Annotated in this window: 18 protein-coding genes; 11 read left to right on the top strand and 7 right to left on the bottom strand. The window is 45.2% G+C overall.

Translation table 11 applies throughout. The features are described 5' to 3' along the window. The 5 genes from AC0J20_RS14025 to AC0J20_RS14005 form a co-directional block, all read right to left on the bottom strand. On the bottom strand, window positions 1-2,160 hold the full coding sequence (locus AC0J20_RS14025) for a TonB-dependent receptor plug domain-containing protein (RefSeq protein WP_473022134.1): 2,160 nt from the start codon (window positions 2,158-2,160) through the stop codon (window positions 1-3). Between the two features lie 250 nt (window positions 2,161-2,410). Beyond that, window positions 2,411-3,982, bottom strand: coding sequence for a sensor histidine kinase (locus AC0J20_RS14020; RefSeq protein WP_473022133.1), 1,572 nt, complete (start codon window positions 3,980-3,982; stop codon window positions 2,411-2,413). A gap of 6 nt (window positions 3,983-3,988) precedes the next feature. Continuing rightward, complete coding sequence (locus AC0J20_RS14015) at window positions 3,989-4,819, bottom strand: ABC transporter substrate binding protein (protein ID WP_473022151.1); 831 nt, start codon at window positions 4,817-4,819, stop codon at window positions 3,989-3,991. Window positions 4,820-4,994: 175 nt separating this feature from the next. Beyond that, the gene (locus tag AC0J20_RS14010) at window positions 4,995-6,548 is read right to left on the bottom strand and encodes a DUF3413 domain-containing protein (protein ID WP_473022132.1); all 1,554 of its coding nucleotides are present in this window, start codon (window positions 6,546-6,548) and stop codon (window positions 4,995-4,997) included. Between the two features lie 32 nt (window positions 6,549-6,580). Then, window positions 6,581-6,955, bottom strand: a complete 375-nt coding sequence (locus AC0J20_RS14005) for a YejL family protein (protein ID WP_473022131.1) — start codon at window positions 6,953-6,955, stop codon at window positions 6,581-6,583. A 66-nt stretch (window positions 6,956-7,021) separates the two neighbouring features. Here AC0J20_RS14005 and yejK point away from each other — a divergent pair, with 66 nt between their 5' ends. The 3 genes from yejK to AC0J20_RS13990 all read left to right on the top strand — a co-directional run bounded on the left by yejK (window position 7,022) and on the right by AC0J20_RS13990 (window position 9,923). Continuing rightward, window positions 7,022-8,038 carry a nucleoid-associated protein YejK gene (yejK, locus tag AC0J20_RS14000; RefSeq protein WP_473022130.1) on the top strand — a complete coding sequence of 339 codons (1,017 nt, stop codon included), beginning with the start codon at window positions 7,022-7,024 and terminating at the stop codon, window positions 8,036-8,038. 210 nt (window positions 8,039-8,248) lie between these two features. Further along, window positions 8,249-9,124: a 6-carboxytetrahydropterin synthase gene (locus AC0J20_RS13995; RefSeq protein WP_473022129.1), complete on the top strand. Its 876-nt coding sequence runs from the start codon at window positions 8,249-8,251 to the stop codon at window positions 9,122-9,124. After that, on the top strand, window positions 9,117-9,923 hold the full coding sequence (locus AC0J20_RS13990; RefSeq protein ID WP_473022128.1) for a M23 family metallopeptidase: 807 nt from the start codon (window positions 9,117-9,119) through the stop codon (window positions 9,921-9,923). Before AC0J20_RS13995 ends, AC0J20_RS13990 begins: the two co-directional genes overlap by 8 nt. A 2-nt stretch (window positions 9,924-9,925) precedes the next feature. On the opposite strand, the gene AC0J20_RS13985 is transcribed toward AC0J20_RS13990, so the two are convergent. Beyond that, window positions 9,926-11,722: a M61 family metallopeptidase gene (locus AC0J20_RS13985; protein ID WP_473022127.1), complete on the bottom strand. Its 1,797-nt coding sequence runs from the start codon at window positions 11,720-11,722 to the stop codon at window positions 9,926-9,928. Window positions 11,723-11,921: 199 nt separating this feature from the next. Between AC0J20_RS13985 and AC0J20_RS13980 the strand changes: the two genes are divergently transcribed. From AC0J20_RS13980 to AC0J20_RS13955, 6 genes are all read left to right on the top strand, one after another. Further along, the gene (locus AC0J20_RS13980; RefSeq protein ID WP_229527477.1) at window positions 11,922-12,617 is read left to right on the top strand and encodes a flagellar brake domain-containing protein; all 696 of its coding nucleotides are present in this window, start codon (window positions 11,922-11,924) and stop codon (window positions 12,615-12,617) included. Window positions 12,618-12,686: 69 nt separating this feature from the next. Further along, window positions 12,687-13,166 carry an Mpo1 family 2-hydroxy fatty acid dioxygenase gene (locus AC0J20_RS13975; RefSeq protein ID WP_229527476.1) on the top strand — a complete coding sequence of 160 codons (480 nt, stop codon included), beginning with the start codon at window positions 12,687-12,689 and terminating at the stop codon, window positions 13,164-13,166. 113 nt (window positions 13,167-13,279) lie between these two features. Further along, window positions 13,280-14,356, top strand: a complete 1,077-nt coding sequence (locus AC0J20_RS13970; protein ID WP_473022126.1) for a sensor histidine kinase — start codon at window positions 13,280-13,282, stop codon at window positions 14,354-14,356. Then, the gene (locus AC0J20_RS13965; RefSeq protein ID WP_473022125.1) at window positions 14,349-15,173 is read left to right on the top strand and encodes a LytR/AlgR family response regulator transcription factor; all 825 of its coding nucleotides are present in this window, start codon (window positions 14,349-14,351) and stop codon (window positions 15,171-15,173) included. Before AC0J20_RS13970 ends, AC0J20_RS13965 begins: the two co-directional genes overlap by 8 nt. Window positions 15,174-15,724: 551 nt before the next feature. Continuing rightward, window positions 15,725-18,844: an efflux RND transporter permease subunit gene (locus tag AC0J20_RS13960; protein WP_473022124.1), complete on the top strand. Its 3,120-nt coding sequence runs from the start codon at window positions 15,725-15,727 to the stop codon at window positions 18,842-18,844. A 15-nt stretch (window positions 18,845-18,859) separates the two neighbouring features. After that, window positions 18,860-19,933 (top strand): efflux RND transporter periplasmic adaptor subunit, encoded by a 1,074-nt coding sequence (locus AC0J20_RS13955; protein ID WP_473022123.1) that lies wholly within the window; start codon window positions 18,860-18,862, stop codon window positions 19,931-19,933. A 65-nt stretch (window positions 19,934-19,998) separates the two neighbouring features. Here AC0J20_RS13955 and AC0J20_RS13950 read toward each other — a convergent pair whose 3' ends face one another. Then, entirely contained in the window at window positions 19,999-20,997 is a 999-nt protein-coding gene (locus tag AC0J20_RS13950; protein WP_473022122.1) for an ATP-dependent 6-phosphofructokinase, read from the bottom strand. A gap of 235 nt (window positions 20,998-21,232) precedes the next feature. Between AC0J20_RS13950 and AC0J20_RS13945 the strand changes: the two genes are divergently transcribed. Next, entirely contained in the window at window positions 21,233-22,072 is an 840-nt protein-coding gene (locus AC0J20_RS13945) for a DUF6279 family lipoprotein (protein ID WP_473022121.1), read from the top strand. A 96-nt stretch (window positions 22,073-22,168) separates the two neighbouring features. Then, window positions 22,169-23,053 carry a DMT family transporter gene (locus AC0J20_RS13940; protein WP_473022120.1) on the top strand — a complete coding sequence of 295 codons (885 nt, stop codon included), beginning with the start codon at window positions 22,169-22,171 and terminating at the stop codon, window positions 23,051-23,053. The last annotated feature ends 3 nt before the right edge of the window (window positions 23,054-23,056 follow it).

The following is a 23,056-nucleotide window of genomic DNA, read 5'->3' as shown; positions in this document are numbered from 1 at the left end:
TTAAAGCGATTTAGTGATTTTCAGGTTGAACTGAACTCCTGATTGCGGCAAATCTCCGGGCAGGTTTATATCACCACCTTCCGCACTGGGGCCGGTGCTGGGTTCGTATATATCTTCGTCCAACAGATTATCAGCGCTAAAAGAAAGCAACCATCCTGTGTTGTTTTGATAGATTAGATTAAATCCCACGTCTGTGTATCCATCCAATGCATCTCGCTGATCAAAGTGTGTTCGTTCCCTCTCACCAATAACTGCTGAAGTCACAAACAAACTCCAATTGGGGTTTAGTTGCCACAACAGTTCCGCTTTTAATTGATGATTGGGGTAATCTCCCACATCATCATTTACCAGGTCGTCCTCAGCTTTTACATAGGAATAACTGGCTTTAAATGACACATCACTGTGCAATTCAAAGCCGGTTTCGGCTTCCAGGCCGTAGCCTGTTCTTTCGCCGACATTCTGAGCAGTTGCAGTTGGTGCAAATTCATCCGGGACAAATGTGATAAAATCTTCGATTTTGTAATGAAAAATATTAACAGAGGTGGTGTGTTTATCATTGTGGCGATAGCTGTATGCAATCTCTAACGAATCTATCGTTTCCGGTTGTACATCCGGGTTGCCGAGTGCCACGGGGTTGTTCTCCGTAAGTATCTCGGCAAAACTTGGTGCTCTGAAAGCCCGACCATACAAAAACTTTGTCGTTGACTTAAGGCTACTGGACCACACCAGCGCTAGCCGGGGGTTTACCGTTGAACCAAAATCAGAAAAGTCATCGTATCTTAAACCGGTTGTCAGCTCCCAATCTGGCGCAATTTGCCAGATATCCTGAACTAAAATATATTCATTGTTTCGGTCATATTCAGATATGAATACATCGTCTGTATCTGATACATCCACCAAACCGTCCGGATGTGGTGTCAGATCAGGAAGAAAGTTCTTACTTTCGGTCACCTCATACAAGTCCTGAATTGTGTAACCCGCACCTATGGTTACATGGTGATCAGCCCAACCTGCATAATCCGCTCTGATTTCAAACGTTGTGGTGTCCTCTTTCCAGCCTGGATTACCAATAATACCGTCAGGGAAAGCACCAAATAAGGTACCGGGAGGCAGCAGATTCAGGTTTTCTTCTACTTCCTGAGACGAACGATAGTAATTGAAATGGCTGGAAATCTTCCATTCATTACTCATTCTCGCTGTTTCGTGTTTGAGATCCACCATAAGCTTTTTGCTACCAAACTTGCCGTTTGGATCAAGGGCTTCAGAAATTCCCTGTCCAGTACCAACATCTGATCTGTCCTGAAAGCTTATCCCAAAGTCAAACCCATGATATTCAGCATTTAAAAATGCATCAAAAGCCGTAAAGCCCAAATTGGTGCTGCCTGGTGCTTGTGATACTGGGGCTAATCCAAAAAGCTGCTCTGCCAGTGCATCCAGTGGCGTCTGCGCATCGACCTCTATGATTTTGTCGGAGCCATCTGAACGGAGATATTCCATTGAGACACCGACTTTTAATGCTTCCTTTTCAAATCCGGATTTAAACCAGCCATTTTGGGCGCTGTAGCTACCAATGCCGACACCAACTTCACTTTGTTGCAGTTCTTCAGCTGTGTGCGTAATGATATTGATTACCCCGGCAAAAGCATCCGCACCATATAGTGCCGAACCCGGACCCCGGATAATTTCGACTCTGGATATGCTGTTGATCGGGAATTCGCCCCACACAACATGATTGTCGCCACGCATAACACTTTTTGTTGGTACACCATTGAGCATGACCAGAGTCTGCGGGCCAAAGGTTGAGGTTATCCCTCTAAAATTAAATTTTGGCCCCATAGCCTGACTACTGCGACTAATATTAAGACCTGGTACCATTTTGAGAGCATCAATAAGATTTCTGGCGCCGCTTTGTCGAATTTGTTCTGCAGTAATCACTGATGCTACTGCAGGTGCTTTTTCAATAGCTTGCTGGGTGCCTGTCGCAATGCTGATAAATTCTTCACTACCATAAAAGTCACCAAACTGATCATCACCAAAATCATCTTCCAGATAATCGTCGTTGATGTCACTTTCCTGCAGCATGGGGGAGGCCGCAAAAATTGCTGATGACTGGCCGTAAATGGCCAATAACACACAGGTCGTGAGTAGTGTTCTTTTCATAGTTTGTGTCCGCGTATTAGTGCAGATGTGGTTTTATTATCAGAGCTTGCTCTATTTATTATATCTTTGATTGTATTAGCTATTTGGGTTTTAACAAGTCATTGCAGTGTAAAACTTTTATGAAGTTATGATTAATTTGCAAAACTTGCACAGGGATTAGTCAAATGTGTATTAAATTACATTGATGCTTGTGTGATAGCTGAATGAACAGCTTTAGGTAAAGGTAGCTAATGTTGTGGAAATACTGTAATTAGCTGATAGGAAGCTTAACGGTAAAGCAACTACCTTGCCCCTCAATACTTTCCACTTTTATCTTTGCGGCCATGAGCTCACAAAACTGTTTGGATATCGCCAAACCTAACCCCGTGCCGCCATAACGTCGAGTATCACCGCTTTCGACCTGTTGAAATTGATCAAATATCCTGGCAAGTTGATTCGCCGGTATTCCCATGCCGGTATCAATGACGTTAAAAATCAAGTGACCAGAATGGCTTTCAACACGCAGTGTGACTGTACCGTTTTCAGTGAACTTACAAGCGTTAGACACCAGGTTTATCAGCACTTGCAGGACTTTTTCACTGTCAATGCGTAGGATTGGATTACCGGCGTGGTTATCGAGTAAATACTTATTGTTATTGCGAGGGAACAGTGGCGCAGTGGCTTCCGCTAAATTTTGCAGTAAATCTTTCAGGTAGGTGCTGGAGAGGTTTAACTCCATGCGGCCGGCTTCAATTTTTGATAAATCTAACAGGCAGTTGATCATGCCTAATAACCTGTCGGCATTGCGTGTGACCTTATCCAGATCCGAGGCCATGTCGAACTGTCCTTCATTTTCCGCTTCTTCCTTGGCCAGATCAACGTAACCGATTATTGACTGAATTGGCGTCCGTAGTTCGTGGGTCATATTGGCTAAGAATTCAGATTTATGACGACTGCTGGTTAATGCCGCATCTCGGGCCACGGTCAGTTCGGCCGTGCGTATTTTAACTTCGGCTTCTAACTGGTCGCGTTGATTCCTCAACCGCTCGTCCTGCTCGTCCAGCGTTAGCATCATCGCGTTAAATGAATTGGCCATCTGCTCAATCTCTTTTGCGCCATGTACTTTGGCTAAGCGGTGCTCTCCGGTCTCATGGTTATGTGACATGACTTCTGATAACGCCTGCAACGGGGTGAGCTGACGTTGGATAGCGCCGCCGACTATCAGAATCAGGCCAATGACGGCGATACCGCCCGTAATCGCAATAGTTAAAATAATATCGCGGTTAATCTGGGTAAGGGTTTCTTTACTAAAGGATAAGATGGCGTAGCCCAGCTTTTCTTCAGTGGATTCGAACAGCTCAGTTTCGCTGTCACCTTCGTTATCAGTGAGAATAACCGCAGACGCAACAAACCAATTGTCATCGTCTTCTTCCAGGATAAGGTAATTGCGGGTTTCCTGCCAGTTGAACTTTCGGAAGTAGTTTTCACCCCTGGCATCGCCGCGCCATCCAAATATTTCACCTTCGAGTGTCACCAGGCCGGCTCCGGCAACATCGGGAAACGACATCACCTGATCCAATGCGGTATCGGCGTTTTCTTCGGACTCGGTTAACAGTGCCAGTACCGATTGTTGCGCCAGCGCCCTGGCAACCTGTTGTGCATTGTTAACTGTCAGTTCGCTGGTTTCTTTACCGGCTAACCAGCTAATGGTTATGCTAAATAGCACCAACAATACAAAAACACCGGCAACGATATAGGCTAATAATTGCCGTCTGATGCTGAGTGAGTCTTTGGTTCTGCCCACTGCGGCTCTGAGTTTGCTGTGTTCTTGCACGTCGTTCATAAAGCGCTACTGTGGGAAGGTGAGGTGAAATTGTTGTTTTTGCTGGGATTTGTAATCAAAACCCAGATGCGCGGCCGTTCTCAAATTAACGGCCAGTTTCATATTTTGTAGTGGTATGACTCCTGCGTCATTTTTTGATACTAAGATATCCGTGACCATTTTGACTAACTGTTGTCCCAATGCCTCGTTGTCCGGGAACACAGAGAACAGCGCCCCTCTTTTGGCATGGGCAGGCTTGCTGGAGAATAATACCAGGTTCTGTTCCCAGGATTTTTCTAACAAATTGGGCAGTATAACTTGTTCGTGTGCAGTGATCTTATCAACCGGTAACCAGACAGCATCAGTGCGGGGGTTAATGTTCTCGAGCAATTTATCATAGGTGCTAATGGCATCTTTAATATTTTTCACTTCAACGTGATTAAAGGTTAAACCCTTTGCCTGAGCCTGTTCTGCGGCGATTGCAATTAACCAGCGACTGCCGGGAGAATAAACCACATTGATGGTTTTTATATCTGGTGCGAGGTTTATTAATGAATCGAAAATAATGCCGGGATCGGCCAGTAATGAGATACCGGAAATGCCATTGGGCCTGATAGGTAAAGCTCCAATCGCAACAGGACGGTCTTTGTAAATATATTTGGCTATTCGGTAGCCGCGTTTACCCAACGCTATGAGCATTTCAGGCTGGTTTTCATTTACCCATGCCAGTGATTCGTCAGGCGATTCTGAGTTTTGAATCGCTTTTATCATTAATTTATTGGGATGAGCAGATTGAATGCCGGCAATGATTTCTTCAAACACTAAGTTTGCCGGGGAGGGCACTTCAGGATAAACCACTGCCAACGACTCTCTCGCCGCTAACGGGGTTGAGGTTGCCCAACACAAAAATAATGAATAAATAAATCTACGGCCTAAGACCACGGTACTGAATTTCCTTCACCTGATCAGCTTTGATATTAGCAACCAATTCTTGTATTGTAACGAAATTTATTTCACTGAAAAGTAAGAAATTTTATTTCGCCTGACTAAAACTACTCAACAACTTAATCGCTTGTCCTAACAATGGAATATTCAGTTCAACATTGTTCTGCGGGGAGCCGTCCAGGTTATACAGTTGGTAATTCCCGGAAGGGTCAACTTCTGTCCTTAATTGATTGTGCAAAATAATAATTTTATTTTGCTGATTACTCACGATCCAGTTTCGGGCTCCGCTCAGCAAATTTTCACCGGTGGAATGCAAATTATCCTGAATGGCACAACCCATATAATTGATCAGGGTGGCCGCAATATCCTGATGCGAAGTTAACTCGTTGCTGATAGTAACCGGTAAATTGGTATAAGCAGGGACACGAGTGTCCGGGTTTAAATAAGTCATCAGAAAGGGCGTTGAACCATTATTTTCCTGTATCCATTGCTCAGCCTGCGAGGCATTGACATGCAGTATATACAGCCCATTGTTAACAGCAGCTGGTATCTCACCTGACTCTGATTGAGTTTGTACTGGGACAGTATTGTGTTGCGTAAAAAAGGCTGCAACAGTGTCATCAGCACTGTAAGAAAATACCTGCTGGCCTGACGCTGTAATCAACTGCAGTAAAATGGGGGACTTATTCGAGAGGTTCGCGTGGAACACTTCGGGTAATCCATAAAGCGCTGTTTTTATACCGGCAATTTTAGAGGTTGAGAGATCAAAGTGCTGTGGCAACATCTTGCCAAATACGGGCGAGGAGCGCTCAATGTGTGTTTCGAGGGCGTCATCCACCAGAATGAGTACTGCCTTTTTATCGGGATTCGTGGCGCAAAACAGCGAGCTTTTGGGATAACTAATACGCTCAAACTGATTGTTAAACTGCAGTGTTTTTTTAGTGCGGTATTGCTCGATGTCCAACAAACCATATTTAGACAGCAGGGTTTTAGCGGTTGCCGGGTAGGATAACGGGAACATATTATCTTGTTTAACAACCGGTTGATAAAGGTTCGCATCAGCCCAAACGTGGACAATATGACTAAACATAAACAGGGTCACAAAACCAAAACTAATTGGTAAGCCAATTTTCAGTTTTTGCAGGCGCTCGATGCGTTGCCACAAGGAGTTAGCCACTAAAAGCTGAAACAACAACCAGGCAAAAAATGACACTAATAAAAATATGATTTGATGAAACTTCAACCCGGCCAGCACGGTATCAGTCTGCTGGCGAATAAACTCTGCAGAATAAGGGCTAAAGTGCAAACCGTGGCGGGTATACAGCAGGGCATCAAAGGCCAAAAATGCCAGACCAAATGCCGCGACAGTTGATCCCCAGGCTCTTAAAAATCGACTATTGGGGAGCAGGTAACAAAGGGGCAACATGAAAATCACAAACCCAAAAAAGGTCAAAAAGCCGATATGACTAAACCAATTGGCGATGAGGTAAAACAAACCTAAAGCGGTTTCGGGAAGGGCGCTGCTAAACAGGTAAATACCGGCGATACAGATGGCAACAATAATGTTGCATAAGGTAAACCAGTGGCCCCAGGTTACCAGCTTACTGACTAATTGCCGTTTTGGCGTTTCCGTAAGGATCATGAACTTGTAATTTCGTTATCGTTATTCTGCTGTTACTTTTTTACGCTACTTAATAACACCTGGCAAAACTTTTCTGCCATATCGCCCCTTATCTCCTGTGAAACCTGGGTTTGCAGAACGTGTGTCAGGCTATTGCCCAGTACCATCATAGCCAGATCGGGTGATGGGTTATGTTTTTCAAGAGCGATTAAAATGTCGCTAAAAAGCGCCTCAAATTGTTCGTTTGAGTATTTTGATTGTTGTGGCATGTATACATCCGGAATATAGCTTGTGTAAAATGGTAACGCATTTTTGTTGTAACCTGAACTCTGAATAACAGAATGTCGGGTATCAGCAAAACCAGGTCGGTCTGTGTTAACCACAGGCACACAACTTAACGCACATTTTATGTCAGGTGACAGCAACATGCTTTGTTATTCTGCGTCCACCGACATAGATACAATTGTTTAATCGATGCATTTCCCGGGATTTTCATGTCAGCAATAATAAATCACTTTGTCGTTCATCAACTCATCAATGATGGCGAAAAGCTCAGTGTCAGGGCCAGAGACGATCTGTTTGACGTCGGCGCTGATATTGAGTTGTTCGTGCAACAGCTCAGCCAAAGTTATAACAATAAACCGGTTAAAGGTATTGGCGGATTTGTACAGCCAGACGACGAGGAAGCTCAGAGTTTTAAAGACTTGCTGGCAGGTTTGATCGCCGGAGACACGGGTTTTTTACCGTTTTCAGTGCAGATATGCGATAAACTGGTTAGTGCGATGATAGAAACCGGCACGCCGGAGAGTGGCTTTATTGTGGTTACTCAATATCAGTATCTGGCCACCGATTATTTAATGGTGGCCCTGTTGGACACCAAAGAGCACGTAGAAATTAATCCGCAACTCAATTTAACCGTATCAAACCACCTTGATTTAGCCAAAATGCAACTGGCAGCCAGAATTGATTTATCTCAGTATCAAACTACGCCAGAATTAAACCGTTATGTGAGTTTTATAAAAGGCCGGGCCGGGCGAAAAATTTCAGACTTCTTTTTGATGTTCCTGGGTTGTGCAGAAGAAGTGGATATCAAGCAGCAAAACAAATTGTTGCTGGAAAAAGTCGAGCAGTTCATGGACGTCGAACAGTTTGCGCCGGAAGAAAAACAACAAAAGCGCGAAGAATTGGCCACTTATTACAAATCCCAAATTGAATCGGGTGAAGATATTGTGGTGGAAGATGTGGCCAAAACTCTGGCAATGGCGGATCAAACCCAGGATTTTCACGCTTTTTCCCAACAATCAGAAGAAAATTTAGAAAGTGCCTTTCAGGGTGATAAAACCTCAATCAAAACACTGAGCAAGTTCACCGGGGCTGGCGGTGGCGTCAGTTTGAGTTTTGAGCGAAAACTGTTGGGAGAAAGGGTGGTTTATCAGCCAGAATCCGATACGTTGGTCATCAAAGGTATTCCACCTAACCTGAAAGACCAACTGAACAAGTGGAAGGACTGATACCAGCCCGGTAAAGTACGAATCACTCAGCACTGGATTCAGCGCCACGTTGAAAATGGGTTTCAGTTCCCACTGAGTTGAGCAAGTATTTGATGGAATGGGTATAATTCATAGTTTTTGAAACAATTTTAAGTTGGTTTGAGGCTCTGCTTTTAAAAGGTGTTAAACTAAACGCTGAAATTGCAATTGTCATAAGGTAATGAAACAAGAATGCATTTATTTGTAAACGATCTGACTGTTATGGACTTTTCCTATTTGTGCCCGAAAAGAGGCATGGTGGGAGAGAGTTGGATCGTCGATGTTGTGCTCAATGGCGCATTAAACGAAGAAAGCATGGTGCTTGACTTCGGAAAAGTGAAAAAAGAACTAAAATATCTGATTGACGAATATGTCGATCACAAACTGTTGGTACCCGCAGAACATGCTTTTGTGAAGTTAGGCAATGACCACCGCAATGATAATGTCATTGTAAACTTCGTTCGACCGGAAAAAGAAATCGCATTAAGCTGCCCACCTGAAGCGTATGCCTTTATATATGCTGAAGAAGTGACGATGGAGTCAGTGAGTCAGTATTTAAAAGAGATTATTGCCACCCACTTACCTGAAAACGTTGACGATATTACGTTATCACTGCGAACTGAGGTTATTGATGGTGCCTTTTATCACTACACCCACGGGCTAAAAAAGCACGATGGCAATTGTCAACGCATTGCTCATGGTCACCGCTCCAAAATATTAGTGAAACTGGATGGTCAGTTCGATGAAAAATGGCAGAGATACTGGGCTAACCGGTGGAGCGATATTTATATCGGCACAACTGAAGATATTGTAGCCGCGAGCCAATTGTCTGAGTCGTTGCAAAAAATTGCACCGCATGGCGATTATTACTGTTTTGCCTATGAATCATCGCAAGGCGAGTTTGAACTGATCATTCCTAAAGCTGAGTCAGAGATTGTGGACACTGATTCCACGGTGGAGTGTCTGGCGCAATATCTGGCCAACGAGCAGGCCGCTCTGACTCCCAATACCTCAGTTGAAGTTGTGGCTTTTGAAGGCGTTGGCAAAGGAGCAATCGCATATGCGTAAGGGCCTGACTGCTTTCTTAATGTGCTTATTTTTAAGTCAGGTTCAGGCGTTGGAGTTACGCGGTGAAAAACAGCAAGGCAGTTTGTTACGCGGTAAACTTCCCGCAGGTAGTCAGCTTTGGTTAGACGACCGGGAAATTACCCTGGCCGCGACAGGGGAGTTTGCTCTGGGATTTTCCCGGGATGACAAATTAAACTGGCAATTAACCTGGCGCTTACCTGACGGTACTGAACAAAAGCAGGCACTGGTAATTGATAAACGCCTCTATCAGGAGCAGCACATTGATGGTTTACCACCTAAAATGGTGACGCCTCCTGAATCAACCCTAACGCGTATCCGACAAGATGCCCAAATGGTGCGTAAGGCGCGGGACCGTATTGAAGCAGATACCGCCTTTGCACAAGACTTTATCTGGCCCGCTAAAGGCCCAATCTCCGGTGTTTATGGTAGTCGCAGAGTATTAAATGGTGAGCCAAAACGGCCCCACTACGGAGTAGATGTGGCCGGACCGGTAGGGCAGCCGGTATATGCCCCGGCAGATGGTTTAGTTACCTTGTTTGTTCCGGATATGTATTATTCGGGAGGCACCTTAATTATTGATCATGGTTATGGTGTTTCTTCTACGTTTTTGCACTTACACAAGGGTCATGTCGAGGTGGGACAACGTGTTAAACAGGGGCAACTTATCGGAGAGATTGGTGATACCGGAAGAGTGACTGGCCCCCATTTAGATTGGCGAATGAACTGGTACGAAAAGCGCGTTGATCCGCAACTTCTCGTACCCACTATGGCGCCCTAAGGTTATTCTCCTAACCAACGGCGGGCCATAACCGGATCGTCGATGGTGAGGTAGATTGTATCTTTCTCGGCAGCCTGAATCTGTAGCGACACCTGCAATAGTCGGCCACGTCTGAACAAGGTAAGTTCAACACTTGTCTCCAGTGGATATTTGGCCAGTTCAGTTTCAAGAGTTTTACCTTTTAAATCCCACTGATTCAGTGCCACAATGCGATCACCTTTTTGCAGGCCCGCATGTTGCGCTGCGCGTCCGTTACTTACCTGTTGCACCGTAATACCGGAAGAATCACTGCTGTAATGCATGCCAAGATCAACGGCGTTGCTATCATACGCGCCTTTTTTACCACCGATATCCTTTAGGTTATTGCGGGCGCGAAAATGTGACGTTATGCCAAAACTGGCCAGCAGCTCCTGCCATGGTAACTCATCGGTACTGTAAAGCGCTTTATCTAAAAACTCGCTCAGGTCCAGATGCAGTTTGTCGCGCAGTAATTCATGTATTACCTGGTTGTCTGTTCCGGATAACGGTTTGCCGAAGTCCTGCCACAGGGCCTGCATAACATCATCCAGACTCTGTTTATGTTGGCTTTCTCGTTTGATGAGCAAGTCCAGACACAGGGCAATTACCGCGCCTTTGATGTAATAAGAAACGATGCCATTGATGGCATTTTCATCCTGTTTGTAGAATTTAGTCCAGGCTTCAAAGCTGGACTGTGTCACGGTTTGAACTTTTCGACCTTCTGTGCGATACAAACGCGTTAAGGTTTGCCCTAATAACTCCAGGTAGCTTTCCTGATTAATAATCTGTGAGCGCAACAGACTGAAATCGTCGTAATAAGAAGTAAAGCCTTCATATATCCATAACTGCTCTGAATAACACTCTTTGGAAAGATCCGGTGTCAGGTACACTTTGGGCTTAATTCGTTTAACATGCCAGGTGTGAAACAGTTCGTGGCTACATAGGCCCAGAAATGAACGATAACCATCGGTCATGGTATGTTGCTCAGCTACTGTCGGTAGTTCATTGCGGCTAAATAATAATGCCGTGGAGTGGGTATGCTCTAAACCGCCAAAATCTGATTCAGAAAGCAATGTCATAAACAGGTAGTGTTTAATGTTAATATCGCTACTGAATAAATTGAGATGGTGCTGACATATTTTTTCCAGATCTGATTTTATGCGTGGCAGATCAGCATTGTGCCCCCCGGCTAATACCATCTGAAAATTGATGCCTTCTACTTCAAACTCCAACACATCTGCGTCAGCAAATAATATTGGGTGTTCTATTAAGTCCGCATAATCATTGACACGATATAGCCCGATACCTGTGTCGTTTACGTCCAGCTGTGTCATGGCGGTAAAAGTGCGCCAGTTAGGTAACAGGTTGTCAGCCAGGATCGCCACCGTACTCGCCTGTTTATGCAGTTCCTGTACTTTCAGAAACACACTGGTACCGTTGGCAAAGCCATATTCTGTGTCTAAAAATGCTGCCCGTATAGAAAGATCAAAGGCATAAACCTGGTAGCGAATGATGGTTTTTGCCTGGCATTGGCTTACCTGCCAGCTTTGCTTGTCCAACTGTGTCACAGGCAGTGCCTGGTTGTGCTCGTTGCAGGCGCTGATGGTGAGCAGGTTTTTGGCAAAATCCCGCACCATGTAACTGCCTGGGATCCAACAGGGGAGAGTCAGGTTTAGTTCGTCAAAGTCTGCTGAGTCAATGTGGATCTCCACATTAAACGTGTGTTTAGAAATAGCGTCTATACTAAGTTGATAATGTAATTTTGAATTGCTTGCTTTCATAATTTCCTGAAAATTTGACGTCACTTTTTGGGGGAAAGATGCACTGAGGGCAGCTAAAATATAACGATAATAACCCGCAGGGTCCAATTTGATATTGAGACACCCGGGTAAATATCGCATAGTTTGTGCTTAGGCGAAACGGCAAGCTGCCGATAAGCAAGCCGACAACCCGATAAACAAAAAGAGTAATGTTACGCCTATGGCGATTTTGGCTTCCAGACAAAAACTTTCCAGCGCGGATGTGAATAAACTGCGCTCACTGAAACCCGGCTTACCGGTGGATTTTCAGCTCAGCTTTCCCAACACAGTCAAACGCGTTCGCTCTGAGTTTATCGGGGCGGATGGCCGAAAAACATTGATTTTCAAATTCCCGGATGAAAAAAAATACGGTCCATTGCGCGATGGATTATATGTTGACGGGCAGGTCATTGTGCGCCTGGTGCTGGAAGACAGTGGAGAAATCGTGGCCTTTAAAGCCAAAGTTAAGGCGATTACCATGTCGCCTATCCATGCAGTCTGGGTAAACTTTCCGGAAGCGGTGCAGGTGCAGGGGTTACGGGCAGAAAAAAGAACCCAAATTCGGGTGCCCTGTGAACTCAATGCTGTGCAATCGAAAATATCTGATGAACATAAAAGTCGTCTTGGTGAAGGCATGATTCTGGATATTTCTGGCAGCGGTTGCCGGGTTGGTGTTACCCGCAAAGGCCGGGAAAAGATTGAAGATAAGCAAATCATGCTGACTATTAGTGCGCCCGGTAATCAGGAGGATTTCAAGTTTCGTTCGGAAGTAATGAATGTGCGTATGGATGAACTGTATTTTTATTACGGTTTGCGCTTCGAGGAAAAGAATCATTACACCGAAGCATTACTGGAGCGGTTAATGGTCAGCCAATAAAACAGCAGTTGCTCAAAAACCAGACATAATTTATGCTGACGCTGGATTATAACAAAAAATTAACAAATCATGATTCAGCAAATTCATCACCGACAGATAGATGCCTTACTCAGTGAGTACGGAGAAAGTCATCAAAATCGAACCAATATCTTGATCCATGGTATTGCCGTTCCGGCGATATTTTGGGTTACTATAGCGCTGGTGTGGTTAGTGCCAGTGCCAGAATTTTTAGCTGCAATGGATATTACTTTTGCACATATTCTGGCGATACCCACACTCTATTACTACTTTCGCTTATCCGGGCCTATCGGGGCCGCAATGACACTGATGACCATGGCGGTTTTTTTGAGTATAGAGGCCATGTATCAACAGGGTATCAATGTACTGCAATTTAGTTTGGTACTGTTTGTTGTAATGTGGATATTACAGTTTGTCGGGCATCATATTGAAGGTAAAAAACCGTCATTTTTCAAAGATCTACAATTTTTACTGGTGGGGCCTGCATGGTGGTGGGTACACTGGTTGAAAAGACTTAATATTTCGTATTAAATTCACCTTTCTTTCAAATTATGCGACCAATAGCGTTTGTTGCAGGACAAGTAGCAAACGCATTGCATTGGGATGTCGTATAATTTCCCTCAAATCATCATTGGAATTGTCATTTGGTTAACTGGCATAAACTATTTGAAGACAGAGAGCGCTTGTTCTGGACACTGCACGTTGGTGGCTGGGCTGGCTTTGCTCTGGTTTATTATATCGGGTCGTTCTTACATGACATGCGAACTGTTTGGATCTTTGTCATTTTCCTGAACGCTATTGCTGGTTGCCTGATTAGTATTCCTCTGCGCTATGTTTATCAAAAGGTTGCCAAGCTGCAACCCTGGCAAATTTTATTGTCTGTGCTGGTATCCTGCTTTGTGGTGTCTTTGCTATGGCAGGTGATGAAAAATGTACACTTTTGGGAGATTTATAAGCATGGGTATCGTCCCGAGGACTGGTATTATTATTTGAATGGCAGCCTGAACTCCTTCTTTATACTGATGTGCTGGACGGGATTGTATTTCGGTATTAAAAACTATCAGTTGCTGCAAAAAGAGAAGCAAAATGCGCTGAAATCCAACGCAATGGCCCACCAGGCACATATTAAAATGTTGCGTTATCAGCTCAACCCACATTTTTTGTTTAATACCTTGAATGCGATTTCTACGTTGATATTGGTTAAGGAAAACAAAACAGCTGAAGAAATGGTCAGCCGATTAAGCGACTTCTTACGTTATTCTCTGGATAAAGATCCGATTAAAAAAGTCCCTCTGGAACAGGAAGTTCAGGCACTGAGTTTGTATCTTGATATTGAAAAGGTACGCTTTGATGAGCGGCTTGACGTGCAGTGGAAGGTTGATGAAGATACCAGTAAAGCCCTGGTACCCAGCCTGATATTACAACCGCTAGTGGAAAACGCCATCAAATACGCCATCTCCAAAATGGAGCAGGGGGGTGAAATTTGTATAGCCACTCGATTGTTTGGCCGGGATTTATTATTGGAAGTGGCTGATAACGGGCCCGGCGCCGATATCGTGAATGGTCAGTTGCATCGTACCAATGGCGTGGGATTGACCAATATTCAGGAACGATTACACTCATTATATGGGCAAGATTATTCATTTGTGGTGTCGCATAACGACCCTACCGGAATTAAAGTCAGTATCAGAATACCTTACGAATTAGTAGACAATGGATAAAAAAATTAAAGCAGTAATTGTGGATGATGAACCGCTGGCCAGGAAAGGGTTAGCGATTCGACTAGGTGCATTTGATAATGTTGAGGTCATCGGGCAGTGTGCCAGCGGGAATATCGCCGTTGACGAGATCCCCCAATTAAAACCAGACCTGGTGTTTTTGGATATTCAGATGCCCGGGCTCAATGGATTTCAGGTAATCAATAAACTCAGGGATACCGGTCAGCCTTTACCGCTAATCATCTTTGTTACTGCCTTTGATAGCTACGCAATCAAAGCGTTTGATATTCACGCCCTGGATTACGTGTTAAAGCCTGTTGACGACAAACGTTTAAAAGAGGCACTACAAAAGGTAGAAGAGACTCTTAGCCAGGCACAGGAAGGGGTGCATAAACACAAGCTGGCAAGTTTAATCGCTGATTTCACCGGCGATGATTGCGAAGATATCCTGCGCAAGTTAGCCGAAGGCGAACCCATCTCGGCAAATCCATACCCGACAGTGCTGGCTATTAAGGACGGCTCTGAAGTTACCCGAGTGTCCGTAGAGGAAATTCAATGGATTGACGCGGCAGGCGACTATATGTGTGTCCATGCTCAGGATGGAACCCATATTATGCGTCGGACCATGAAAGAGCTAATCGACGATCTCGATCCGCGTCGCTTCGTTCGCGTGCATCGCAGTGCCATAGTAAACATCAATTACGTCAATAAACTGATCAGCCATATCAGCGGTGAATACCATTTAGTGCTGCACAATGGCACCGAATTAAAAGTGAGTCGCAGTCACCGCGATAAAGTCAAAGAAATGATCAATGCCTGAGTGGTAGGTGCTCATTCGTACTCAATACTTCGGGCAAAGAGTGGTATTCGCGGTTAGCGCTGAACGTTAAAGGGATGTGCGCATAAAGGAATCAGGCGGTTAATGTTGACCGCAGCTGTATGCTCTCAATAAAACCACCGTCCCGGGTCTCATTCAATGGATAGGTAAGCTGCCATCATCGACATTAGTGGCAGAACGTTACAGGACAATATTAGCTATTTGCAGGTTCCTGCAACTTCCTCAGGTCAATCTCCCACCTAATTTTTATTAGATTCTGATTTCTTTGATGGTCGTAAAATTTTACGACAACACTATTGAGTTCATCTGCCGTCTGTTCCGAATGACCTGTTAACTTTAGTAAGTTGCTGTTTTTAATGGCATTTAAGGCTTAAGTTGCAGTGTGTTGCAAATGTGTCAAAAAACACGCTTTGTAACATCTTTCACGACATTTGCTGTTTATCGTGATAAATCGACGGCTAACGGATTTAAACTTTTTTCTTTTTTTGTTCGACCTATAGTTGCAACAATAAAATAACAAATCCGGGACAACAATGGATATTACCAAAGCAGCATTAAAAAATGCCTCCGGCGTGGCTATCGTCGTGGGTATCATTACCTTTCTGGGATTATTTAGTTTATCGGAGCTCCCCGTGCAACTGTTCCCGGACATTGAACGTCCCAGAATCAGTATTCAGACCTCATGGCGTGCGGCTGCACCTCAGGAAATTGAATCAGAAATCCTGGAGCCCCAGGAAGAGGTGTTGCAAGGTTTACCCGGTATGAGAACCATGTCGACGTTTGCCAATCAGGGGAATGCCTGGATAAACCTGGAATTTGGCCTCGAAACCGATATGCAAAAAACGCTAATTGAAGTCATCAGCCGAATGAACCGCATTCCACCACTGCCCAGAGATGCATTGTCACCCAACATCATGTTAGGTGGCGGCGGGGGCCAACCTGCTCTGACTTATTTCTTTTTGCAAAAATTGCCCGGCAACAATAAAGATATCAAAGAGTTTATTAACTACTTTGATGAAAGTATCCGGCCACAACTGGAAGCCATTCCCGGAGTTTCTCGCGCTCAAATGCAATCAGGTCGGGGAAGCGAAGAAGAGTTTCAGATCGTGTTTGACCCTTATCGCGCTGCTGAGCTGGGCGTTGATATTACCAACATTTCCCGATTGTTAGGATCGGCTAATGATGTTTCCGGTGGCTTTGTCGAAGTCGGGCGTCGCAAATACACATTGCGCTTTGAAGGCAAGTATCAGCCCCAGCAAATGGGCGAAATGATTCTGGAATGGCGCAATGGCAGTCCCATCAAGCTCAATGACATTGCTGAAATTCGCATCCAGGGTGGTGATGAGAATTACGTCAGTATTCAAAATGGCAACCCGGCTATTTCCATCCGCATTGACCGGGAGAATAATGCCAATGTGCTGGCCACGTTGCTGGAAGTCAAAGATAAGGTTAACGACATCAACACCAATATGTTGAACCCGCAACAACTTACCATGGTGCAATCTTTTGATGCATCGGTGTTTATCTATCGGGCGATAAATCTGGTAAGCAGTAATTTAGTGATGGGTGTCTTCTTAGCGGTGGCAATACTGTGGTGGTTTATGCGTCAGCGCCGGGCCACGTTAATTGTCGCTTTGTCGATTCCCATTTGTTTGTTGAGTACCTTTGTGGTTCTGCAAATAACCGGTCGCTCTCTTAACGTTATATCTTTAGCAGGCTTGGCATTTGCTGTTGGTATGGTGTTGGATGCTGCCATCGTCGTGCTGGAAAACATTGTTCGGCATAAACGAGAAATGGCCAATAGTACTGAAGCAGCTGAAAAGGCCACAAAGCAAGTGTTTGGTGCTCTGATGGCGTCAACGGCAACCACCGTAGCGATTTTTATTCCGGTCATTTTCCTGAAAGATGTGGCTGGCCAGTTGTTTGCTGATTTAGCGCTGACCATAGCCATTGCCGTGGTGATATCGTTTGTTGTGGCAATTTCCATCTTACCTGTAGCCGCTAGTCGATGGTTAAACAAAGAAATGCCGGAAGACAGACTAAAACCAGTTTGGAACAAAATAACCCGCAGCGTGATGGGCGCAACATCTAACAACAAAAAGCGATTAACGATTGTTGCAGTATTGATGGTACTACCTGTCACTGCCACTGTGATGTTGTTGCCTAAGTTAGATTATCTGCCACCGGTAAAACGCGACGCCATCGATGCATTTTTTAACTTTCCGCAAGGTGCCAGTAGTGAGTTTGTAGAAAAAGAAGTCATGGATTTGGTGGTAAAGCGCTTGCAGCCCTATATGGATGGTGAAAAGCAGCCCGCCTTAAAAAATTACTACATCATCACCTGGCCAAATGGTGGCACTATTGGCGCACGAGCCAAGGATCAAAGCAAAGTTAAAGAGCTGGAAACCCTGATGCGCGAAGAAATATTGAAAGACTTACCAGACACGCGTGCCTTTGCTATGCAGGGCAATCTGTTTGGTGGTTTCGGCAATGGCAGAAGTATCGATATTCGACTGCAATCAACAGATACCGATGGTATGGCAGCCGCTGCCGTGATCGGTATGGACTTACTGGAAGAAACCTTTCCTGGGGCTAATGTACAGGCGAATCCGGCGCTTGAGCAAACAGAGCCTCAAATTAGCCTGATTCCCAACGATTCTCGCATGATGGAAGTGGGATACGACAGACCAAGCCTGGCCAACATAGTGCGCACGATGGGCGATGGCCTATACGTGGGCGAGTACTTTGATGGCATAAAGCGCATGAATATTATCTTTCGCTCAGAACAATGGGCTACACCGGAAGAGTTAGCTGTGGTGCCTATCATGACGCCTTCTGGTGAAATGGTACAATTGGGTGAATTGGCCGAAGTCAGACGCACTGTCGGCCCCAGCCAAATTCAGCGCATAGACCGTCGCCGTACCTTAACCTTGTCACTAAATCCGCCAGATAATATGTCATTGGAAGAGGCAATGGACATTGTCAAAGCGCAGGTGGAGCCACAAATACTGGCGGCGATGCCAACAGATGGCTCAATTGCCTACGGCGGCTCAGCCAGCAGTCTGAACAATGTGGTTTCCACCATGAGTCAAAACTTCCTGTTTGCAATGGCGCTGTTGTTTATCTTAATGGCGGGCTTGTTCAAATCCCCTAAAGACAGCCTGATGGTTGTTCTCAGTATTCCTCTGGCGACCGTGGGCGGCGTGATTGCCATGCAGTTACTCAATCTGGTGACGTTTCAGCCTTTGGATCTGTTAACCATGATTGGCTTTATCATTACCCTGGGATTAGTTGTTAATAACGCTATCTTGTTAGTCCATCAAACACGACTGGCTGAAAAAGAAGACGGATTGTGCCGTCGGGACGCAGTAGAGCAGGCTTTGTCGCTGCGCCTTCGGCCGATTTTCATGAGCACTCTGACCTCGATTTTTGGCATGTTGCCTCTGTTACTTATACCCGGTGCCGGCAGTGTTATTTATCGCGGTATGGCGGCGGTAATTGTTGGTGGTATGACAGTCAGCACCATATTTACCCTGATTTTATTACCCACCTTGCTGCAACTGTCTGTGGGGAAACCCTCGCAGGTGCCAAACCTGACCGGCGGAGGTGTATTACACAATGCAAAGAATCAAAAACTTAACGACAAACACTAATTTTACAGGACAGGCATGATGAAGACTTTAATTCGTATCGCAATTCCCGCACTAATGACGTTGTCATCATTGGCTTTAGCGCAGGAAGAAAACCAGGGGCCGCCTCCGGCGCTGGTAGAAGTAGATGACGTAATAACTGAAATGGTGTCTGAGCAAATTTGGGTGCCCGGCACGGTGATGAGTCGTTCCGATTCTAATATTGCCTCTGAAGTTGGCGGCAGAATTGAGTGGATGGCAGACGTGGGAGAACGGGTGCAAAAAGGCCAGGTACTGGCCCGACTGGATGATGAATTACTGCAATTGCAACTTGAACAGAACATTGCTGATATTGCCAAATGGGAATCTCGGGTGGCCTTACTGGAGCGCAAGCAGGAACGGGTGGGTAAAATGGCGCAGCTCAACAATTCTTCCCGTGATGAACTGGATGAAATCATTTCTGAACTGGAAGTGGCGCGCCAGGAAATTCAACAATCACGCATTAATAAAAGACAAACCGAGTACCGACTGGCGCAGACTAATGTAAAAGCGCCTTTTGATGCTATGGTCGTAGAGCGTATTCAAACACCCGGGGAATACACTTCGGTAGGCGCTGATATGTTAAGAGTGGTGGATACGCAAAATATTGAAGCCAGTATTCGCGCCCCGTTATCAGCATCCCCTTTTATTACCCGCGGTCAGGAAGTACTAGTTAAAAATCGGATCAGCGAAAAAAGCGAAACTATCCGGACTATTGTGCCTGTGGGTAATTCTGGTTCTCGCATGATGGAAATTCGCGTAGCGTTAAAACCCGGTGATTTCCCCATTGGCAGCGCAGTCAGAGTTGCACTACCACACAGTGATGCCCACGAAGCGATTACTGTAAAACGCGATGCTTTGGTGCTAAGACAGGCCGGGACGTTTGTATTTATCATCGATGATGAAAACAAAGCGCATCAGGTGCCGGTAAGAACCGGTGTTGGTATGGGAGAAAGAGTGGAAGTGTTTGGTGATATTCGCAATGACGACAATGTTGTAGTGCGCGGCGCAGAGAGACTGCGTGCCGGGCAAACCGTCAGATATCAGGAAACCACGGAAATCGCCCGAAATTAACGTCATTTAATCCATTGTTCTTGTTCCCTTCAGAACATTGTTTGCCGCTCAGCAGAGCGGCTTTTTTATTCCAGAATGTCAAAAAATTCGGTCTGAATCTTCACCAGATACGGATCTAAGGGCTTTTGGTTGTTCCAGGTGTCTGGCAACGGCACTTCCACCAGTTGCTGATTTTGCTCGCCCACCATGATGCCTGACTTACCAGCAATTGCACACTCAACCGCATAGGCGCCCAATTTGGTTGCCAGGATACGATCTTGTGGGGAAGGGGAGCCGCCGCGCTGAATGTGGCCCAGCACAACAGGGCGACTTTCGATATCTAATTCATCATTGATTTTACTCGCCAGTGCCGTAACACCACCTGGCCAGAGGTTTTCAGCAACAACAACGATGTAGCTGCATTGGCCTTTTTTCTTTCGGGTGGTTTCGATTCGCGCCACCAGGTTTTTGAAGGCTGCTTCGTTATCATTGTTGATTTCCGGCAGCAATACCTGGTCAGCCCCAGAGCTGATGGATGCACTTAAGCCAATGAATCCGGCATGGCGGCCCATAACCTCGATCAGGAATACCCGCTCAAATGCGTCTGCGGTATCCCGGATTTTGTCTATGGCATCCAGTGCCGTTTCTATTGCAGTAAAATAACCTATGGTGGCATCCGTACCATAAATATCGTTATCAATAGTGCCAGGTAAGCCTATTACTGGTTTAGCCCAGTGTTGTTGCAGGTGATGGGCACCGTGAAAAGAACCATCACCACCAATTACCAACAAGGCATCGATACCGAGTGCTTCCAGGTTGTTAGCGGCTTTGAGCGCCGATTGTTCAGTTTTAAACTCCGGACACCTTGCGCTGTGCAGCAAGGTACCACCATTTTGGATAATGTTAGATACCATTTCAGGCGTTAGCTCTACGTGTTCACTATCCAGTAAACCGTAATATCCATGTCGAAATCCGACTACCTGTATATCGAAATGTTCTGCGGTGAGCACGATGGCTCGGATACAGGCATTCATACCAGGTGCATCGCCACCGGAGGTCAGAACAGCAATTCTTTTCATAGGCATTAACAAACAATCTTTGTGTTTAGTATCAAAACTATATGGCGATATGTAGGAAAATGACAACCCAAATTAATCCCGAACGAAGATTTCAGCTAATAAAAGGCGATGAACAACCCATAATGTAGTCTTTGTACTGAAATTTTTGGGAAAAAGATTCTTGTAAGAAAGCGTGTTTTTTTCTCAATATCCGTCTTTTCAGGTGTAGACTGAAAAAACCTTAGCAACGGGATTCAACGCTATGAAAAAGTTGACAGCGCTATGCCTATCACTCCTACTTACAGCCTGTAGCTCTCAATTTGCCTACAATAATCTGGACTGGCTTATTCACTGGTATCTGGACGATTACGTTGATCTCAATAAAAGCCAGAAGGGGCTTTTCGATGCTCAGTTTGCCAACTGGCACAGTTGGCATCGGGAAAACGAACTCCGGCATTACACCGAGCAATTGCAAGCAATAAAATTGCAGTTACAAGGCGAAGCGATGACTGCGCAGCAAGTGCAACAGCATTTCGAGCAGGCCAGAGGGCATTGGCAGAGGTTAAGGCAAAGACTGACACCAGATATTGCAGCATTAGCGGTGCAACTCAGTGATGCTCAGATAGCGTCCTTATTTGCAGCGTTAGAAGAGAAGAATGTTGACGATGAGCAAGAACGCCTGGCAATGGATGAACAGGAACAACAGCAACTATTTGAAGAGCAATATATCGACAGGTTAAGTGATTATTTTGGCCGATTAACCGAGGCGCAGAAAATGCTTGTAAGCGACGCTGCCAGCAAGGTGATTTCTAATCGCGTTGAATGGATCAGGTATAAAAGGGAAGTACAAAAAAACGCGCAAGCGCTGTTAGTCAACAGAGCTGAAAACCCGCTGTTTGTCGAAGAATTTAGCGCTTTGCTAAATGCGCCGGAACAGTTTCAACACGCCATTTACCAGCAAAATGCACAACACAATCGCCAGGTGTTTGCGCAGCTGATTGCAGACGTTAATGCCATACTGACGGAAAAACAAAAGCTACGACTATTCAGAAAAATTGATGGTTATATCGAAGACCTCAATGAGCTAACAGAAGATACCTAAAACAACTGGTTCAGAAAGAGCGATAAGAGTACACTTCGCGTCCCGATTCTTTATCTCTCATTTGCCATGGAATATCGTCCTCTGTTTGGATTTGCTTTGTCACTGCTGACCGCGGTGATGTGGGGTGTCTTGCCGGCTTTTATGTTACTGGCATTGCAAACAATGGACCCCATTACAGTCAGTTTTTATCGCTTTGTTTTTGCCTTTGCATTTGTTGCTGCAATGATTAGCTGGCGTAAACAATGGCCAATAAAACGACAGTTTGAACAGCGTCGTGGCGCACTGGTGATTCTGGCTGGGCTGGCATTGTCTGCAAACTATGTCGGATATGTTAAAAGCCTTGAATATCTGCACCCGGAATCGGCGCAGGTTATCATTCAGATCGCGCCTTTTTTGTTGATGCTGGGGGGCTTCTGGTTTTTCAAAGAAAGCTTTACGCGTTTGCAACTGTTGGGAACCTTGTTATTGCTTTCGGGGTTTGTGTTTTTCTTCGACAATAAATGGCAATTGCTGTTTAGTGGCTCAACAGGGTACACCGTTGGCGTATTGTTGATGTTGTTCGCGGCAATCACCTGGGCCGTGTATGCGTTGTTGCAGAAGAGCTTGTTAACTCATTTTACGGCCAGACAGATGACCCTTATTTTTTATGGTTTCGGTGCTTTGATGTTGTTGCCTATGTCAACACTCAGCGATCTTTTTGCCTTGACCTGGTTAAGTGGACTGGCTTTACTTTTTTGCTGTGTAAATACGTTGATCGCTTATGGCAGCTTTACCAAGGCCATGTCTATTTGGGAAGCCTCAAAAGTCAGTGCGGTGATCGCCCTGGCGCCGATATTTACCATTTTAAGTACCAGCGCCGCGGTAGCTCTATACCCGACATTTTTTGACTATTCTGATCTCACTAAAACGGCATATGTGGGGGCGTTTATGGTTGTAGCTGGTTCAATGCTCACAGCGCTGGGCAGAAAAAAAGCTAAATAGGCT

This window comes from Planctobacterium sp. R6, from assembly GCF_055755215.1.
This window is presented reverse-complemented; position numbering and strand designations above follow the sequence as displayed.

Bases quoted from the DNA above. Each gene is read 5' to 3' on its own strand.
- AC0J20_RS13980 (WP_229527477.1), top strand. From the start codon at position 11,922: ATGGCGATTTTGGCTTCCAGACAAAAACTTTCCAGCGCGGATGTGAAT.
- AC0J20_RS14010 (WP_473022132.1), bottom strand. From the start codon at position 6,548: ATGATCCTTACGGAAACGCCAAAACGGCAATTAGTCAGTAAGCTGGTA.
- AC0J20_RS13985 (WP_473022127.1), bottom strand. From the start codon at position 11,722: ATGAAAGCAAGCAATTCAAAATTACATTATCAACTTAGTATAGACGCT.
- AC0J20_RS13990 (WP_473022128.1), top strand. From the start codon at position 9,117: ATGCGTAAGGGCCTGACTGCTTTCTTAATGTGCTTATTTTTAAGTCAG.
- AC0J20_RS14005 (WP_473022131.1), bottom strand. From the start codon at position 6,955: ATGTTGCTGTCACCTGACATAAAATGTGCGTTAAGTTGTGTGCCTGTG.
- AC0J20_RS13975 (WP_229527476.1), top strand. From the start codon at position 12,687: ATGATTCAGCAAATTCATCACCGACAGATAGATGCCTTACTCAGTGAG.
- AC0J20_RS13995 (WP_473022129.1), top strand. From the start codon at position 8,249: ATGCATTTATTTGTAAACGATCTGACTGTTATGGACTTTTCCTATTTG.
- AC0J20_RS13960 (WP_473022124.1), top strand. From the start codon at position 15,725: ATGGATATTACCAAAGCAGCATTAAAAAATGCCTCCGGCGTGGCTATC.
- AC0J20_RS14020 (WP_473022133.1), bottom strand. From the start codon at position 3,982: ATGAACGACGTGCAAGAACACAGCAAACTCAGAGCCGCAGTGGGCAGA.
- AC0J20_RS13950 (WP_473022122.1), bottom strand. From the start codon at position 20,997: ATGCCTATGAAAAGAATTGCTGTTCTGACCTCCGGTGGCGATGCACCT.
- AC0J20_RS13945 (WP_473022121.1), top strand. From the start codon at position 21,233: ATGAAAAAGTTGACAGCGCTATGCCTATCACTCCTACTTACAGCCTGT.
- yejK (WP_473022130.1), top strand. From the start codon at position 7,022: ATGTCAGCAATAATAAATCACTTTGTCGTTCATCAACTCATCAATGAT.
- AC0J20_RS13955 (WP_473022123.1), top strand. From the start codon at position 18,860: ATGATGAAGACTTTAATTCGTATCGCAATTCCCGCACTAATGACGTTG.
- AC0J20_RS14025 (WP_473022134.1), bottom strand. From the start codon at position 2,160: ATGAAAAGAACACTACTCACGACCTGTGTGTTATTGGCCATTTACGGC.
- AC0J20_RS13965 (WP_473022125.1), top strand. From the start codon at position 14,349: ATGGATAAAAAAATTAAAGCAGTAATTGTGGATGATGAACCGCTGGCC.